Annotated in this window: 17 protein-coding genes; 8 read left to right on the top strand and 9 right to left on the bottom strand. The window is 54.2% G+C overall.

What is annotated here, in order from left to right; translation table 11 throughout:
* The 7 genes from ABLV75_RS22065 to ABLV75_RS22035 all read right to left on the bottom strand — a co-directional run.
* The coding region (locus ABLV75_RS22065; protein ID WP_032734463.1) for a FimD/PapC N-terminal domain-containing protein at positions 1-513 on the bottom strand (513 nt) is incomplete at its 3' end.
* A gap of 73 nt (positions 514-586) precedes the next feature.
* Entirely contained in the window at positions 587-1,312 is a 726-nt protein-coding gene (locus ABLV75_RS22060) for a fimbria/pilus periplasmic chaperone (RefSeq protein WP_004105375.1), read from the bottom strand.
* Positions 1,313-1,347: 35 nt separating this feature from the next.
* Positions 1,348-1,887, bottom strand: coding sequence for a fimbrial protein (locus ABLV75_RS22055; protein WP_004105374.1), 540 nt, complete (start codon positions 1,885-1,887; stop codon positions 1,348-1,350).
* Positions 1,888-1,959: 72 nt separating this feature from the next.
* Positions 1,960-2,505: a type 1 fimbrial major subunit FimA gene (gene fimA / locus ABLV75_RS22050; RefSeq protein ID WP_004105373.1), complete on the bottom strand. Its 546-nt coding sequence runs from the start codon at positions 2,503-2,505 to the stop codon at positions 1,960-1,962.
* Between the two features lie 462 nt (positions 2,506-2,967).
* Positions 2,968-3,594: a tyrosine-type DNA invertase gene (locus ABLV75_RS22045; RefSeq protein ID WP_004105371.1), complete on the bottom strand. Its 627-nt coding sequence runs from the start codon at positions 3,592-3,594 to the stop codon at positions 2,968-2,970.
* A gap of 441 nt (positions 3,595-4,035) precedes the next feature.
* Positions 4,036-4,641, bottom strand: a complete 606-nt coding sequence (locus ABLV75_RS22040; protein WP_004105369.1) for a tyrosine-type DNA invertase — start codon at positions 4,639-4,641, stop codon at positions 4,036-4,038.
* 540 nt (positions 4,642-5,181) lie between these two features.
* Positions 5,182-5,793 carry a LysE family translocator gene (locus ABLV75_RS22035; RefSeq protein WP_004105367.1) on the bottom strand — a complete coding sequence of 204 codons (612 nt, stop codon included), beginning with the start codon at positions 5,791-5,793 and terminating at the stop codon, positions 5,182-5,184.
* Positions 5,794-5,942: 149 nt separating this feature from the next.
* On the opposite strand from ABLV75_RS22035, the gene ABLV75_RS22030 reads away from it, so the two are divergent.
* A complete protein-coding gene (locus ABLV75_RS22030) occupies positions 5,943-6,404 on the top strand; it encodes an Lrp/AsnC family transcriptional regulator (protein WP_004105365.1) in 462 nt (153 codons plus the stop codon).
* Positions 6,405-6,510: 106 nt separating this feature from the next.
* Here the strand turns inward: ABLV75_RS22030 and ABLV75_RS22025 are convergent, their stop codons facing one another.
* Complete coding sequence (locus tag ABLV75_RS22025) at positions 6,511-7,017, bottom strand: MarR family transcriptional regulator (protein WP_004105364.1); 507 nt, start codon at positions 7,015-7,017, stop codon at positions 6,511-6,513.
* Positions 7,018-7,097: 80 nt separating this feature from the next.
* On the opposite strand from ABLV75_RS22025, the gene ABLV75_RS22020 reads away from it, so the two are divergent.
* Positions 7,098-7,982 carry an EamA family transporter gene (locus ABLV75_RS22020; protein WP_004105362.1) on the top strand — a complete coding sequence of 295 codons (885 nt, stop codon included), beginning with the start codon at positions 7,098-7,100 and terminating at the stop codon, positions 7,980-7,982.
* Between the two features lie 361 nt (positions 7,983-8,343).
* Here the strand turns inward: ABLV75_RS22020 and ABLV75_RS22015 are convergent, their stop codons facing one another.
* Positions 8,344-8,553 (bottom strand): YdgH/BhsA/McbA-like domain containing protein, encoded by a 210-nt coding sequence (locus ABLV75_RS22015; RefSeq protein WP_004105360.1) that lies wholly within the window; start codon positions 8,551-8,553, stop codon positions 8,344-8,346.
* Between the two features lie 383 nt (positions 8,554-8,936).
* Between ABLV75_RS22015 and ABLV75_RS22010 the strand changes: the two genes are divergently transcribed.
* From ABLV75_RS22010 to ABLV75_RS21985, 6 genes are all read left to right on the top strand, one after another.
* Positions 8,937-9,248, top strand: a complete 312-nt coding sequence (locus tag ABLV75_RS22010; RefSeq protein WP_004105358.1) for an antibiotic biosynthesis monooxygenase — start codon at positions 8,937-8,939, stop codon at positions 9,246-9,248.
* Positions 9,249-9,293: 45 nt separating this feature from the next.
* Positions 9,294-10,016 carry a winged helix-turn-helix domain-containing protein gene (locus tag ABLV75_RS22005; RefSeq protein WP_004105356.1) on the top strand — a complete coding sequence of 241 codons (723 nt, stop codon included), beginning with the start codon at positions 9,294-9,296 and terminating at the stop codon, positions 10,014-10,016.
* 394 nt (positions 10,017-10,410) lie between these two features.
* Positions 10,411-11,019: a type 3 fimbria major subunit MrkA gene (gene mrkA, locus ABLV75_RS22000; RefSeq protein ID WP_004105354.1), complete on the top strand. Its 609-nt coding sequence runs from the start codon at positions 10,411-10,413 to the stop codon at positions 11,017-11,019.
* Positions 11,020-11,308: 289 nt separating this feature from the next.
* The gene (locus tag ABLV75_RS21995; RefSeq protein WP_004105352.1) at positions 11,309-12,010 is read left to right on the top strand and encodes a molecular chaperone; all 702 of its coding nucleotides are present in this window, start codon (positions 11,309-11,311) and stop codon (positions 12,008-12,010) included.
* 11 nt (positions 12,011-12,021) lie between these two features.
* Entirely contained in the window at positions 12,022-14,508 is a 2,487-nt protein-coding gene (locus tag ABLV75_RS21990; protein ID WP_004105350.1) for a fimbria/pilus outer membrane usher protein, read from the top strand.
* Positions 14,499-15,494 (top strand): fimbrial protein, encoded by a 996-nt coding sequence (locus ABLV75_RS21985; protein ID WP_004105348.1) that lies wholly within the window; start codon positions 14,499-14,501, stop codon positions 15,492-15,494. The genes ABLV75_RS21990 and ABLV75_RS21985 overlap by 10 nt, the downstream gene beginning before the upstream one ends.
* Positions 15,495-15,503 lie beyond the last annotated feature (9 nt).

The following is a 15,503-nucleotide window of genomic DNA, read 5'->3' as shown; positions in this document are numbered from 1 at the left end:
GCCGCGGGCGCGGTTGCCCATAAACGCCTGGGGTACGGTCAGGTACAGCCGCTGCAGGCCGACATCGAAGCGGGTAGTGGCGTCCTTGATGGTTTCGGTTAATGGTACGCAGGCATCGGATGCCAGAGCGCCGATCCCTTTAATGGATGTCGTGTTGACGCCCATCCCGGCCAGCTGCCCGCGCGTCAGGCAGGGGACCAGCGAGCGATCGCTTTCGCTACTATTAAAAGTGACATCGCGGGTAGTCATAAACCCGTCATTGAGGTAAATATCGACGCGATAGGTTCCCGGAGGGACCTCCTCGCCGTTGGCAAATCCTGATAAGTCCGCCACGGCGGCAGGGTCATCCGCTAAAAAACGTGGATTAAAATAGAGCTCCGCCTGCACGGAAAAGATCGGTGCCGCAAGTAACAGAGCCAGCGTGATTTGAGCGAAAGCGCGCGCATTCCCCGGCCCGTGGCTGCTTTTACGTCCGGAGCCCAGATCGTCGAGTCCATATTTCAGATGTGACATAGTCCCTCCGGTCCAAAGTCGCCCGGCTGTCAGTTCTTATTTTTATTTCCGGGAGAACGCGGTCTCCCGTCAGTTATTGCGTAGCGCCCTGCATCCGCGGGGTCAGCGCGCCGTAGTCGTTAATCGTCCGGTATGTAATCTCGCGACCTGCATCGGCGGGTAATTTAACGCTGGCTTCACCCATCGGCGGAACCAGCGCATTTTCCAGCACCCGGGTACCGGCGTTGAGTTCGGTGACCGTCAGGTAGTAGGGGGTGGGGTTGATCAACGTAAGCGTGCCTGCGCCGCGGCGAAATTTCAGCTTTTCCGCAGCCTGATCCGGCGGCAGCGCCAGCTTTGCCGGACGGTAATAGAGCTTGATGCGGCTGATGATCGCCAGCTGGAGAGTGTTGTCGCTGAGCTTTGATTTATCCATCGACGGGATCGCTTTGACGTTCATCCAGAACAGCGTTTCCCGATCCTGCGGCAGCTGGTTGCTGGTGGCATCAATGATGCGCAGGGTATTCTCTTTTTTTCCCTGCATGGCGAACAGCGGCGGGGTGATGACAAAGCGGCCGTCCTTCGCGCCGTCGGCATTCTCCACCCATGACTGAATCAAATAAGTGCTCTTTTCGTCGTTGTTGGTGACCGCCAGCTGAACCTGCTTTTGCCCGGCAGGATAGATGACGCGGGTCGCCCCCAGCGCCACGCCAGCCTCGGCGCGAGCGGTAAATCCCATGGCGGCTATCATCAGCGCTCCCGCCAGTAAACCGCGCGTTATCGCCAGTGTTGTTCTCACGTTTACCCCTTTTATCGTCACCGTCGTTTCCTGTTTTCGGTTCGTTTGCTGATTAATTACTGGTAGGTCAGGGAGAACCAGGCCTGAGCGTTGGCCGCGCCTCCGGTGACCTGATGCCCTGTTGCCCGGTATTTCGCTACAAAATGCAATGTGGTTGGCCCGGTATACAATCTTGTCCAGGCGGCGGGAGGGCCGTTCAGTGGGATTGGCTGGTCGTCTTTATCAAACAGAGCGACGCCCACGCCGGTCGCTATCCCCGGTCCTTCGCCCACTGAGAGCACGTCCGGGTTTTTACCATCGGCGACGCCGTGAAAGGCCACGCCAACGCGCTGGCTGACGGCGGTACTGCACTCCTGCAGGTGGATATCGAAGGGGACGGGATTGGTGTCTTCTCCGGCCGAATGAAACCGATTGCTGCTGATCTGCCCCATGTTGACCGTCATCTGCCGGTCGCCCGCTTCAACGCGGCAGGACTCGGCAATAATGATCCCCTGAAAGCGCATGTTTCCGCCGGGCAGCGTGACGTTCCACTGGTTACCGGCCAGCGCCAGCGGCGGGAGCAAAAATATCAACAGACCTGACTTCATCCTTTGCATCGTTATCACCCGAATTCCGTTATGGATAACGGGCCTTCCTGGCCCGGCGCGCGTCCCTGCCTGATGAAAAAATTACTGGTACTGCACTTTAAAGGTGGCGTCAGCGTTAGCGGTACCGGCAGTGGCAGCGGCAGTCGCGTAGTAGCGAGCCTGGAACGGAATGATGTTGGTGCCATCGTTCAGGGTGGAAGCTGCGCCGAAGGTTGCGCCATCCAGCGCCAGCGGCGTACCGGTACGGTCAAGGATCTGCACGCCGACGTTAGTCGCGCTGCCTGCCGCCGAGCTTTGCAGCGCCAGTACGGTGGTGTTGGTGCTGTCAATCGCGGTGCCGGTGAAGGCGACGGAGGCCTTGGTGGCAACGGTGGTGTCACAATCGTTCAGCTGGATATTGAAGCCGACAGCCGTGCTGGTGCTGCCCGCAGTCGCCAGTTTCGCCGAACGTACCTGGCCCATTGGAACGGTTTGATCGATTGAACCCGCGTCAATGGCGCAGGCTGCGTTGACGACTTCCCCTTTAAAATGCACCGTGCCGCCATTTACCGTGGTGTCGGCCAGCGCCGCCGCGGAGCTCAGAGACAGGGCTGACAGAACAACGATTGCCAGTGATTTGATTTTCATGTTGTTTTCCTTTGAACAATATCGGGATTACGAACCGATCTGGCCGTCATCATGACCTCCAGGTATTTCATATTTCAGCCGATATATTCGGCTGCGGTTCTGCATGTTTTTCACCCAAAAAATGAGACATTTGGGGCCATTTTGACTCGTTGACGTAATTGACTGAAATTATGATGATTTGAGTTTTTATTTGGTTTTTTAATCTGTTTTATTATTTTTAACGACATAAAAATCGATATCGTTAAGACTTGATAAGCCATGGATGGCTATCGGCAACGCGTGGCCGGGAAGGATGGGCAGCGGAAAGAAGGACGTTTCTGGAAAAGATTAAAAATAAAAAAACATTGTTAATCAAAGTGATATTGGCTTTTACCCCCTGTTTGATGCATTCGATGGTTGCAAAAGGTTACTGAATATTTTTATGATGCACACAGTTTGGCCCCAATTGACCTGTTCGGTAAGTTATTTCCCTTTATTTATCAAACACTTATTTTCCATTCTCTGATTTTGTAAATTCCACTCCATCAGGTTGTTGCGCTCCCAGAGTCCGGCGAATCGCGCGGCGTTGCTGGCCGTATAGCGTACGGTATGGCGAATGTTTCGATGGCCGAGATAGTCCTGAATAAGGCGGGTGTCGGCCCCTCTCTCCGCCAGTTCGTAACCGCAGGCATGGCGCAGCATATGCGGGTGAGTATGGGTAGCCGTACCAGCGTCTACGCCAGCGGTGCGGATGATGCGGTAGGCCTGCTGACGCGAAAGCGGCGTACCGCGTCGCGATATAAACAGCGCATCGGTTTTTTGCGCGCCTTTCCAGGCGCCGCGTACCTGACTCCAGCGCCTGATAGCGTCACATTCATCGACCATCAGAGGATGTACGGTCGAGAATCCATTCTTCAGCCGTCGAATATTGATGCGGCCTTCGACAAGATCGAGGTCGGGGTAGTGCAGATCGAGTAATTCGCTAATGCGCATACCATGACGAAAAGCGAGCAGGATTAGACAGTAATCCCGCTCTCCCGTTTGCCCGTGGCGGGCTGCCAGCATCATCGCCTGAACTTCTTTACCAGTAAGAAAACGACGTCGGTTCACAATAAATAACTCCTGATATGATCTTGAAAATTAACACGACCCTGCGGACCGCAGGGGGCGCTCACAAATAATCCGCAAGGTTAATCGCGTATTATACGAAGGGGCTTAAGCATAGTTGAATAATGACATTGTAGCGGCTGTGGGGCAGAATATTACAGATGATAAATCTTATTCTTATAGATTTTATTGATGGCGACAACCTCTGGGCCGCGGTTCTTTTTCAGGTGCATAAAATTAAAAGGAAAAAAGCATGATTGCGGCTATTTTAAACGGAAGGGCGTTGACGCATTTATATGCAGGGCCATGCCCGGGGGTAATAAGATAAATCATCGTTGCGCTGTGAACTTGCCGGAACAATAATCATAAACACCGCATGGTTAATTTTTTTTAATGTTTACCGCTGCCTGACGGTTATTTTGACGCCCTCCCTGGCATCGAGCATTACGGCAGAACAGGGCTCCGCTGTCTGTCTCTGCTTTCGTCCCAGATACCATAGAAACGGCCAGCGTTACTGGCGGTATACCATACGGTATGGCGAATGTTGCGGTGGCCCAGGTAGTCCTGGATAAGGCGGGTATCAATGCCCATGTTGGCCAGGGCGAAGCCGCATGAATGACGGAGCATATGCGGATGAATTTCGAGCGATAGCCCGGCATTATCACCAGAGGCGGAAATAATCTGATAAAACTGCTGGCGAGACAAAGGATTACCTTTTCGTGAGAGAAATAACCATTCGCTGTCGGACTGCGGGTACGAGGCGCGGACCTGTAGCCAGTTTTTTAATGCGCGGATTTCTTTATTTAGCAAAGGATGCGTTGTCGAAAATCCATTCTTAAGCCGGTGAATATAGATACATTTAGAACTAAGGTCGATATCGGAAATTTGCAGGCGGCATATTTCACTGGCGCGTAATCCGTGAATAAAACACAATAATGTCAGGCAATAATTGCGCGTGGCATGTGCACCACTGTTGGCCGCTTTGAGCAATGACTCTATTTCATTGTGAGTCAGGAAGTTCCTTTTTTTTAAAATAGCATTGCTTTTCATTGAGTTCCCTTTATTATACAGCCGGCGAGCGCACTATTTGGCCATCATAAGATAATGATAAGATTCGGCTGCATGTGCATTATTTATTGCTGCTGCTGGCAATATTTAAGCGATATGACTTCTTTTGGACAGGCAGTTCTTATTTTTATATATATATTCGGCGTTGCGGTTTGGGGTAGGGCCCATATCCTGCTCATTCTTTTTCTCCTTAACTGGGTAGGCAGCAGTATATAACTTCTAATAATGTTAACCATACTGCAAAAACCATCTTATGAATAGGGAAAACAGGAAGCGCAACAATTGTGGGGAGCGTTAAGAATTGTTTTATTTCATATGAGATAAACCTTAACTGCCGCTAAGAGGGGGGTATATCGGAGGGTTGCGTAGCCAAAAAATCTGGCTGATAAGGAAGCGAGAGATGCGCATTGGCTAATTTAGAGTGGGGTGATGACGAATGCAAAATAACCGTACAGCAATGCGTTTTTGCCGTAATAATGCCGTGGCGCGAACAGGACACGCGCTCGCGCCTTATATGGCAGGCTACCTCAGCTGCTCCAGAAACAGCAGGGCGGCTATGGCGACCATCATCACCCCCGAAGCGATGCTGACCTTTTGCGCGATTTGAGGCCGGGTCGCTAACAGCGCTTTGGCGCCGTAGCCGACCAGTAAATAGACCAGCGTGCAGGTGATAAGGTGAATACCGCCCAGCGCCGACATCTGCTGCGCGACCGACCAGCTTCCCTGGGGGTCGGTAAACTGCGGCAGCAGGGCCAGAAACAGAAGAAAGACTTTTGGATTGAGGCCGCTAATGCATAGCCCCTTAATCGCCCAGCGATTCCAGCTATCCGCGCTGTATTGCTGTGTGCCTGGCGTTGGCGGATGGCGCAAAATAGCGATCCCCAGCCACATCAGATAGCCCGCGCCCAGCAGGGTAATCGTCGATAGCGCCAGCGGGTGGCCGGCGATTAACACGCCGATTCCGGCGACGACGATCAGCGTGGCCAGCAGGTGACCGGACATTAGTCCGGCGACGGCGGGTATCACGCGCCGACCGTTGATCCCTGCGCTGATGGTGTAGGCCCAGTCAGCCCCCGGCGTGATGATCAGCAGAAAGGAAACCAGCCAAAAGCTGGCGATAAAGCTCATTTCCATGGCCAGCGCACCCCTGCGTGTTGATGGCAGTTTCTCATCGTTTTCCCTCGTAAAGCGGCGATTATTTGAGGAAAAGAATATCGGGTTTATTGCGCAATGAGCTTTCAATGTTATGCTCTGGAAGGGGAATCTGAGGGAAAATATTCCAAATGGATAGCATCGATCGAAAAATTCTTGCTGAGCTGCAGGCCGACGGGCGACTATCGATAACCGAGCTGGCCGAACGGGTGAATCTCAGTCTTTCGCCCTGTCATCGCCGGCTGCGCACGCTGGAGCAGGAGGGGGTGATTACCGGTTATCGGGCCAACCTTGATCCGGCCAAAATGGGCTTCAACTTTTTGGCCATCGTCTTCGCGACGCTAAAAGAGGGGGACAAAAAAGCGGTAAGCGCGTTTGAGGAAGCGGTCGAAGAGATCCCGCAAATCGTGCTGGCGCAGCGTCTGTTTGGCGATCCGGACTATCTGATGCATGTGGTGACGCGCGATCTTCCGGCCTTCCAGAAGCTGTACGATGATAAACTCTCCGCAATGCCCGGCGTGCAGCATTTACGTTCGACATTGGTCATGAAGACGGTCGTGCAGGATCGCCCTTTTCCGCTCGGTAATGGGTAACCGCAGCCCGGACAGATGCGTAGCATCGCCTCCGGGGAAATAACGGTGATGCGTCATCAAAGGTGAGCCGGCAGCAGTATGAGCACCCTGTCAAAGCAGAGTGGTATTACTCTTTTTCCAGCAGACGCATAAACACCGTCAGCGCTTCATCAAGCTGCTGGCGCTGCCCCGCAGAAAGGCCATCCAGCAGCTGCCGCTCATTTTCCACGTGGCTCTCTACCGCCCTGTCGATTAACTTCCGCCCCTCAGGCGTCAGCGCGACCAGCATGCTGCGCGCATCGTCCGGGTTTGGCAGTCGGCGAATAAACCCTCGTTTTTCCAGCGCCTTAAGACGATGGGTCATGGTGCCGGAGGTGATCATTAACGTTGAAAAGAGCTGGGTTGGCGACAGCACGAACGGATCGCCCGCCCGTCGCAAAGTCGCCAGCATGTCAAACTCCCAGCGCACTAAATCATGGCGAAGAAAAGCCGCTTCAATACGCGGTTCCAGCAGCAGCGCGCAGCGCTTCAGACGACCGAACGGTCCCATTGGAGTGCAATCGAGATCGGGGCGTTCCCGTTTCCACTGTTCAAGAATGCGATCCACGGCGTCGGTCTGCGGTGATTTGTCCATTAATGCCCTCTTGTCTTGATATCAAGATAAATATCGATACATACTTAGGCCATAATTTACCTTGATATGAAGATAAAATCATGGCCTTTGTTTCGCGCAACCTTGTTGTAGATCTATTCTTAACCGCGCTGGCGCCCGCCATCTGGGGCAGCACCTATATTGTCACCTCGCAGTTCCTGCCGCCCGATAGACCGTTTATCGCCGCGCTGCTGCGGGTGCTGCCGGCCGGGATCGCCCTGCTGATCTGGAGCCGCCGCCTCCCGCTGCGCGGCGAGTGGTGGAAACTGATTGTCACCGGGATCCTGAATATCGGCGCGTTCCAGGCGCTGCTGTTTATTGCCGCTTATCGGCTGCCGGGCGGACTGGCGGCGGTGATTGGCGCTATCCAGCCGCTGCTGGTGATGCTGCTGGCATGGTGCGTCGATCGTCAGCGATCGCCCTGGCTCGCGGTGCTATCAGCAATGACGGGGATCGTGGGAATGGCTATGTTGCTGCTATCGCCGCAAATGACGCTCGATCCGCTTGGGATCGGCGCGGCGTTTCTGGGGGCGATGAGTATGGCGCTTGGGACCTGGCTGTCGCGGCGCTGGGCGATCGCCTTGCCGGTTATTGCCCTGACAGGCTGGCAGCTGCTGATTGGCGGTATTGTACTGGCGCCGATTGCGTTATTGGTCGATCCGCCGCTGCATCAGGTAACGCTGACTCAGGCGGCGGGTTATTTGTGGCTGTGCGTTGCCGGAGCAATGCTGGCGTATGGCCTCTGGTTCCGCGGTATTGGCCGTCTTTCTCCGGTAGCGGTATCGGCAATGAGCCTGCTGAGTCCGGTGACAGCGGTACTATTAGGCTGGGTTTTCCTCGGACAAAAAATTGAGGGGCTGGCGCTGGCAGGATTGGTGATTGTGCTATTCAGCGTGCTGTCGATTCAGCGCGCATTATCGAATAAGAGAGCTGTAGCGGGTCGGTAAATCCCGGAGGCGATGCTGCGCATCTGTCCGGGCGACCAGACCTGCAGGCGGCGGTGAATAGTGGGGTTACCGGCTCGCAGACGGCGATGAACCTGTAGCCCGGGCAAGGCGCGTCAAGCGCCGCCCACGGGGGCAGCGCGCAGAGTGGCCAAATTTCCCGGAGGCGATGCTGCGCATCTGTCCGGGCTACTGCACCGCAGACGGCGGTGAACCCACAAACCGGGCTGCGGGTTCACTGTTCGCCAAAAACAAAAAAAGCCCCATCAAGGGGCTCGACATTGCTGGGTGCTTATTATGTGGCGGGAGCCAGACCAGCCGCCTTCAGGCGACCTGTCCGGCAGCTCCCTCTGCAACCATTCGGTTATTTAGACAGCTCGGCGGTCATATGTACCTGGTTACCGGTATAAGCTTCGGTAATGTGGTAAGACTCACCCTGGTCTTTAGCAATGGCAGCGATTTTGGCTTCGGCGTTGTCCAGAGTATCTGCGGTTACGCTAACAGGCTGAGCGAAGCTAGCAAAAGAGACCAGAGACAGCATACCGGCAGCGGCAAGTAATTTTACGTTTTTCATGGTGTTTATCCTTTTAACTTTTATGGTGGAAAGCGTGGTTGCTTTCGATGGACTTATAATAAGTCTGCTAACTATAACGCGCGTTGCAAAAAGTGCGATTTAGATCACACTTTTGTGACAGTATGATGATGAATTACCTGATTTTGTTTTTTTATTTCCAATAAAAACATATGGATGCTCTCTTTTGAGACCTGTTTCAGGCCTTAGAAAATAGTTTCAAAAGAGGCGCGATTGGCTTTCTTCAGGTTATTAACTATTGCTTTTGTGAATATGTAGGGCGTTTTTTGCGCAATAAAAGCCATCATACTTCGCCCATCAGCGAAGCATTGAGCCCGGCAAAGAAGATATCCTGGCCTTCACACTGATTGCGTGAGGACGACGGTATGATTGCAGTACTCTTTGAAGCTGAGGTTACCCCGGCGAGCCAGGAGCGCTACTTAAGGCTGGCGGCAGAGCTGAAGCCGCTGCTGAGCGATATTGACGGTTTTATTGCCATTGAGCGTTTTCAAAGCCTGACTGCGGCAGGCAAAATTCTGTCGCTCTCCTGGTGGCGGGATGAGGATGCGGTACTGGCGTGGAGGCGCAACCTTTGCCATCAGGCTGCGCAGAAAGAGGGACGGGAGAGCATCTTCGCCTGCTATCAAATTCGGGTTGCCCGGGTGCTGCGCGAATATCGTTCTCAACATGCCGATTAACGTATTATGGCGGCAGTTTGCCGTTGGGAAAATAAGCGAGGCGCTATGTTAAAACCTGTTGAGCGGATTGAAGACGATGAATCGCTGGCCCTGGCGATGGCGGCAGTGGCGTCGGCAATGGCGGATGCCTCGCGGTTGAAGATACTTTGCGCCTTGATGGATGGCCGGGCGTGGACGGCTACCGAGCTTTCCACCGTGGCCGACATTTCCCCCTCCACCGCCAGCGCGCATCTTAGCCGGCTGGTCAGCAGCGGTTTGCTGATGTGCCTTGCCCAGGGCCGCCATCGCTACTACCGCCTCGCCGGTAGCGATGTTGCCGGATTGCTGGAAAATATGATGACCATGGCTGGCAAGCGTGCGGTGGCGCTGTCCACCGCAACGCCGGTTAATTTACGCGTCGCGCGTACCTGTTACGATCATCTGGCCGGCGAAGTGGCGGTATCACTGTATGATTTTCTGCTGCGCGAAGCGTGGATAGCGCCTGATGGCACTGCTCTGACGCCCGTCGGCGAAGCGCAGTTTGCGCGCCTGGGGATAATGACGAAGAGCGGCTCCCGGCGCAAAGCGTGCTGCGGCTGCCTGGACTGGAGCGAACGTCGCTTTCATCTCGGGGGGGCGGCAGGCGCGGCGCTGCTGCAGCACGGTCTGCAGAAAGGCTGGTTTACCACTACCCCGGGATTCCGCGAAGTGACGATTACGTCAGCAGGATGGCGAGCGCTACATCAGCATTTTCAGCTGGCGAAAAATACCCGATCAGCGAGTGATTAAGAGTGTTCTGACAGGGGGGGGAATAGTTTTTATGCCAATATAGGTTGCTATATTGTTAATTCTATATCGTCTTTTCCCCTTCCGTGTAAATAACAATAACTTTGTTTCTTGCTATCAATCCTGAATCATTAATAGTTGTCAGCTATCTGTTACATTGATTAACAGCTCGTGAACATATGTATATTTGTCAGCGAAAAATAGCATTCTTTGACGCCGACAGCCTTGACGATTTCTTTATTAGAATTCGTTCCTGACGCCTTAAATATTGCGGCTTCCGGTCAGTCGAAGTTTCTATTAACAGTTGCACAAGTGAGCATCGCAAATCGCTTCTGACTTTTGTGCGAATTAACTGTTTGCTCATCGATACTTAATTCACTCTGACAAGGAAATGGCAATGAAAAAGGTTCTTCTCTCTGCTGCAATGGCGACTGCGTTTTTTGGTATGGCTGCAGCAAATGCTGCTGATACCAATGTAGGCGGCGGTCAGGTTAATTTCTTCGGTAAAGTTACCGATGTATCTTGTACTGTTTCCGTAAATGGCCAGGGCAGCGATGCAAACGTTTATCTGTCACCGGTGACTTTAACTGAAGTTAAAGCCGCCGCTGCGGATACCTATCTGAAACCGAAATCTTTCACTATCGATGTGTCTGACTGCCAGGCCGCTGACGGTACCAAACAGGACGATGTGAGCAAACTGGGCGTGAACTGGACTGGCGGTAACCTGCTGGCCGGCGCTACTGCTAAGCAGCAGGGCTACCTGGCGAACACCGAAGCCGCTGGCGCGCAGAATATCCAGCTGGTTCTGTCCACCGACAACGCGACCGCGCTGACCAACAAAATCATCCCGGGTGATGCCACCCAGCCTAAAGCGACCGGCGATGCTTCTGCCGTTCAGGACGGCGCGCGCTTCACTTACTACGTTGGCTACGCTACCAGCACCCCGACGACTGTCACCACCGGTGTAGTTAACAGCTACGCGACTTACGAAATTACTTATCAGTAATATCGACTGAGAGATAAAGCCGCCTCGTGCCGGGGCGGTTTATATCCGCAATCTTTCGAATAGCACAGGCGCTGGCGACGCTCGCTCATCCCAGTCACTTACTGGAGGAAGCTCCCGGGGATTAATGAGAGGCTCCTGCCTCTCAGCGAAGGCCAGCCTTCGGCTGGACAAATTCGTCGGGAACGCATTTGTCACGCTCTTGCCGCCTTTCTGCAATTCGAATTATTCAGGGTATACAACAATAATAAAGCGGCCACTGCTGCCGCTTATTTTTTATTCTGAGGTCAGCATGAAGCGTATTGCCCTTTTTTTCTGTTTCATTTTTAGTTTTGCGGCCCATGCCAACAATATTATTGTTAACGGCACCCGTTTTATTTACCCAGGAAATGAAAAAGAAATAACGGTGCAGCTCTCTAACACCGCCGACCGTCCGGCGCTGGCGCAGGCCTGGCTGGACAACGGTAATGCCGATGCGACGCCGGATACCATTACCACACCATTTATTATCACGCCGCCTATTTCCCGCGTTGATGCGAAAAGCGGCCAGACCCTGCGTATTAAGCTCGGCAGCAATGCGGGACTGGCTAAAGATAAAGAGACGCTATGGTGGCTGAATCTTCTGGAAATACCGCCGGTCGAGGCCAGCCAGAAAAATGAAGGACAGAATATTCTGCAGCTGGCGATTCGTTCGCGCTTTAAGTTTATTTATCGTCCTGCCGGTTTAGGCAATCGCGACGCGGCGGCAGACAAATTAGCGCTCTCCGCTAACGGCAGCAGCCTGTCGATCGGTAATCCAACGCCCTTTTATATCACCGTAAGCCGTATCTCCCGTAACGGCGGCAAAGCGCTGAATAGCAAAACGGTCATGCTTGCCCCGCAGTCCAGTCAGACCATCGCCCTCTCTTCTGCGGTGAGCAAAGGTGAGACCCTGACCGTTAACAATATTAATGATTATGGCGCAGACGTCGCAGTGAAAGTTACCGTCAAATAAGGGAAACGATCATGAAGCAGAGGTCAATCTGCCCGGGAAGATTAAGCACGGCGATTGCGGTTGCGCTGTGCTGCTTGCCGCCATTTTCCAGCGGACAGGAAAACCCGGGAACGGTCTATCAGTTTAACGATGGTTTTATCGTCGGTAGTCGCGAAAAGGTCGACCTGTCGCGCTTCTCGACCAGCGCTATCAGCGAGGGCGTCTATTCCCTCGATGTGTATACCAACGGCGAATGGAAAGGGCGCTACGACCTGAAAATCACTGCCGGTAAAGATGGCAAAATGGGCGTCTGCTACACCAAAGCGATGCTGATGCAGTACGGGATCTCGCCGGAAAAGTTTAACCCGCAGCTCAGCGAAAAAGAGGGATTCTGCGGACGCCTGCAGGAGTGGCGTAACGAAGATAATGTTAAAGACACGCTGATTCAGTCCTCTCTGCGACTGGATATTTCCGTACCGCAAATCTATGAAGATCAGCGCCTGAAAAACTTTGTCAGCCCGGAGTTCTGGGATAAAGGCGTTGCGGCGCTGAATTTAGGCTGGATGGCGAACGCCTGGAATAGCCACACGTCGTCGAACAACGGCTCTGATAACAGCAGCGCGTACCTTGGCGTTAACGCGGGCCTGTCGTGGGACGGCTGGCTGCTCAAGCATATCGGTAACCTGAACTGGCAGCAGCAGCAGGGGAAAGCTCACTGGAACAGCAACCAGACCTGGCTGCAGCGTCCTGTTCCGCAGATTAATTCGATAGTCAGCGGCGGGCAGATTTTTACCAGCGGCGAGTTCTTCGACACGATTGGCCTGCGCGGGGTCAACCTGGCGACCGATGACAATATGTTCCCGGACGGCATGCGCTCTTACGCTCCCGAAATTCGCGGCGTAGCGCAAAGCAATGCCCTGGTGACGGTGCGCCAGGGCAGCAATATTATCTATCAGACCACGGTACCGCCGGGGCCGTTTACCCTGCAGGATGTCTATCCTTCCGGCTACGGTAGCGATCTTGAAGTATCGGTAAAAGAGGCCGACGGTTCGGTTGAGGTGTTCAGCGTGCCTTACGCCTCAGTGGCGCAGCTGCTGCGTCCGGGAATGACCCGCTATGCGCTTTCTGCCGGTAAGGTCGACGATAGTTCCCTGCGTAATAAACCGATGCTTTACCAGGGAACCTTTCAGCACGGTTTGAATAACCTGTTCACCGGCTATACTGGCGTCACCGGCTTTGATGACTATCAGGCCTTCCTGCTGGGAACCGGGATGAATACCGGCATCGGCGCGCTCTCCTTCGACGTTACCCACTCGCGGCTGAAGAGCGATACCCTTGATGAGCAGGGGCAGAGCTATCGCGCCACCTTTAACCGTATGTTTACCGAAACCCAGACCAGTATCGTGCTGGCGGCGTATCGCTACTCCACCAAAGGCTACTACAACCTGAACGACGCGCTGTACGCCGTCGATCAGGAAAAGAACCACCGCAGCAGCTACACCGTATGGCGGCAGAAAAACGGGATGACGTTTACCGTTAACCAGAACCTGCCGGACGGCTGGGGCGGTTTTTACCTTAGCGGTCGGGTGGCGGATTACTGGAACCGTTCGGGAACGGAGAAGCAGTATCAATTTAGTTACAACAATATGTACGGTCGGCTCTCGTGGTCGGTCAGCGCCCAGCGCGTCTATACCCCGGATAGCTCCGGCCACCGTCGTGACGATCGCGTTTCACTCAACTTTAGCTACCCGCTGTGGTTCGGCGAAAACCGTACGGCTAACCTGACGTCAAACACCTCGTTTAATAACTCGCGCTTCGCCAGCTCGCAGATTGGGGTCAACGGTTCGCTGGATAGCGAAAATAACCTCAACTACGGCGTGTCGACAACGACCTCGACCGGCGGCCAGCACGACGTGGCGCTGAACGGCAGCTACCGTACCCCGTGGACCACGCTGAACGGCAGCTATAGCCAGGGCGAAGGGTATCGCCAGAGCGGCGTGGGCGCCAGCGGAACGCTAATTGCTCATCGGCATGGCGTCGTGTTCTCGCCGGAAAGCGGCACCACGATGGCGCTGATTGAAGCAAAAGATGCCGCAGGCGCGATGCTGCCCGGTTCGCCGGGGACCCGCATCGACAGCAACGGCTATGCCATCCTGCCGTATCTGCGGCCTTACCGGATTAACTCGGTTGAAATTGATCCCAAAGGCAGCAGCGACGACGTCGCCTTCGGCAGTACCGTGGCGCAGGTCGTGCCGTGGGAAGGGAGCGTGGTTAAGGTCTCTTTCGATACCACGGTGCAGAACAACATCACTCTGCAGGCGCGCCAGGCAAACGGCCTGCCGTTACCGTTCGCCGCCACGATATATGCCCCATCCGGGAAAGAGATTGGCGTGGTGGGCCAGGGCAGCATGATGTTTATCAGCGACGCCAGCGCGCCGCAGGCTACGGTCAAATGGAGCGGTGGACAGTGTTCGGTAGAGTTAAGTCAGCAAAAAACAAAGGAAACGCTATGTCGCTAATGAAAAAACTGACGCTTTTTATTGGCTTAATGGCAATGGGAACCACGTCGGCATGGGCGTACTGTACGCGTCTGTCGCAGCCGACCGTTAACCTCGACATGGTGGTGGGGAGGGTGGTGGTTCCACCGGACCTGCCGGTAGGATCGGTGATCGTTTCCCGTAACTGGACTATGTCGGCGCCGGGCGGGGCCAGCTATAGCTGCAGCAGCGGCAATAACCGCTTTGCGGCCAAAATCGTTTCCACCGGCGCGACGGATCTGGGAAATAAAATTTACTCTACCAACGTGCCCGGTATCGGCCTGCGCTTTAGCCGCGGCGGGGCGACGGTGAATATTATCTACCCGGATGTTTACTCGAGCTACGCCAGCAGGACCACGAATTACTCGCTGGAAGGCTCACGCTTTACGCTGGAAGTGATTAAAACTGCCAGCGTGACCGGGAGCGGTACTCTGGCGGCGGGGAAATATACCTCTTATGACTGGGAGAACGGTAACAACCCGATTCTGGTGACGTACCTGAGCGCCAACGCGATCACCGTGGTGTCGCCCTCATGCACTATCTTGAGCGGCAAAAATATGAACGTTGATGTTGGCACCATTAAGCGCAGCGATCTTAACGGCGTCGGCACTACCGCCGGAGGTAAGGATTTTAATATTGAGCTGCAGTGCAGCGGCGGATTAAGCGAGTCGGGGTATGCCAATATCCAGACCTCATTTTCCGGTACGCTGGCGACCGGCACCACGAACGCCCGAGGCGCGCTGCTGAATGAAAAATCCGGTAGCTCGCTGGCGAAAGGGATTGGTATTCAGGTTTTGAAAGATGGCGTGCCGCTGGAGTTCAACAAAAAGTACAGCGTCGGTACGCTGCGCACGCAGGAGACCCGCTATATCACCCTGCCTCTGCATGCGCGTTTCTATCAATATGCGCCGACCACCAGTACCGGTGAGGTGGAGTCGCACATGATCTTTAACCTGACGTACGATTAATTCGGGAGG

It is taken from the genome of Klebsiella sp. CN_Kp066, from assembly GCF_040065135.1.
GTDB classification, from domain to species: Bacteria; Pseudomonadota; Gammaproteobacteria; order Enterobacterales; family Enterobacteriaceae; genus Klebsiella; species Klebsiella oxytoca.
This window is presented reverse-complemented; position numbering and strand designations above follow the sequence as displayed.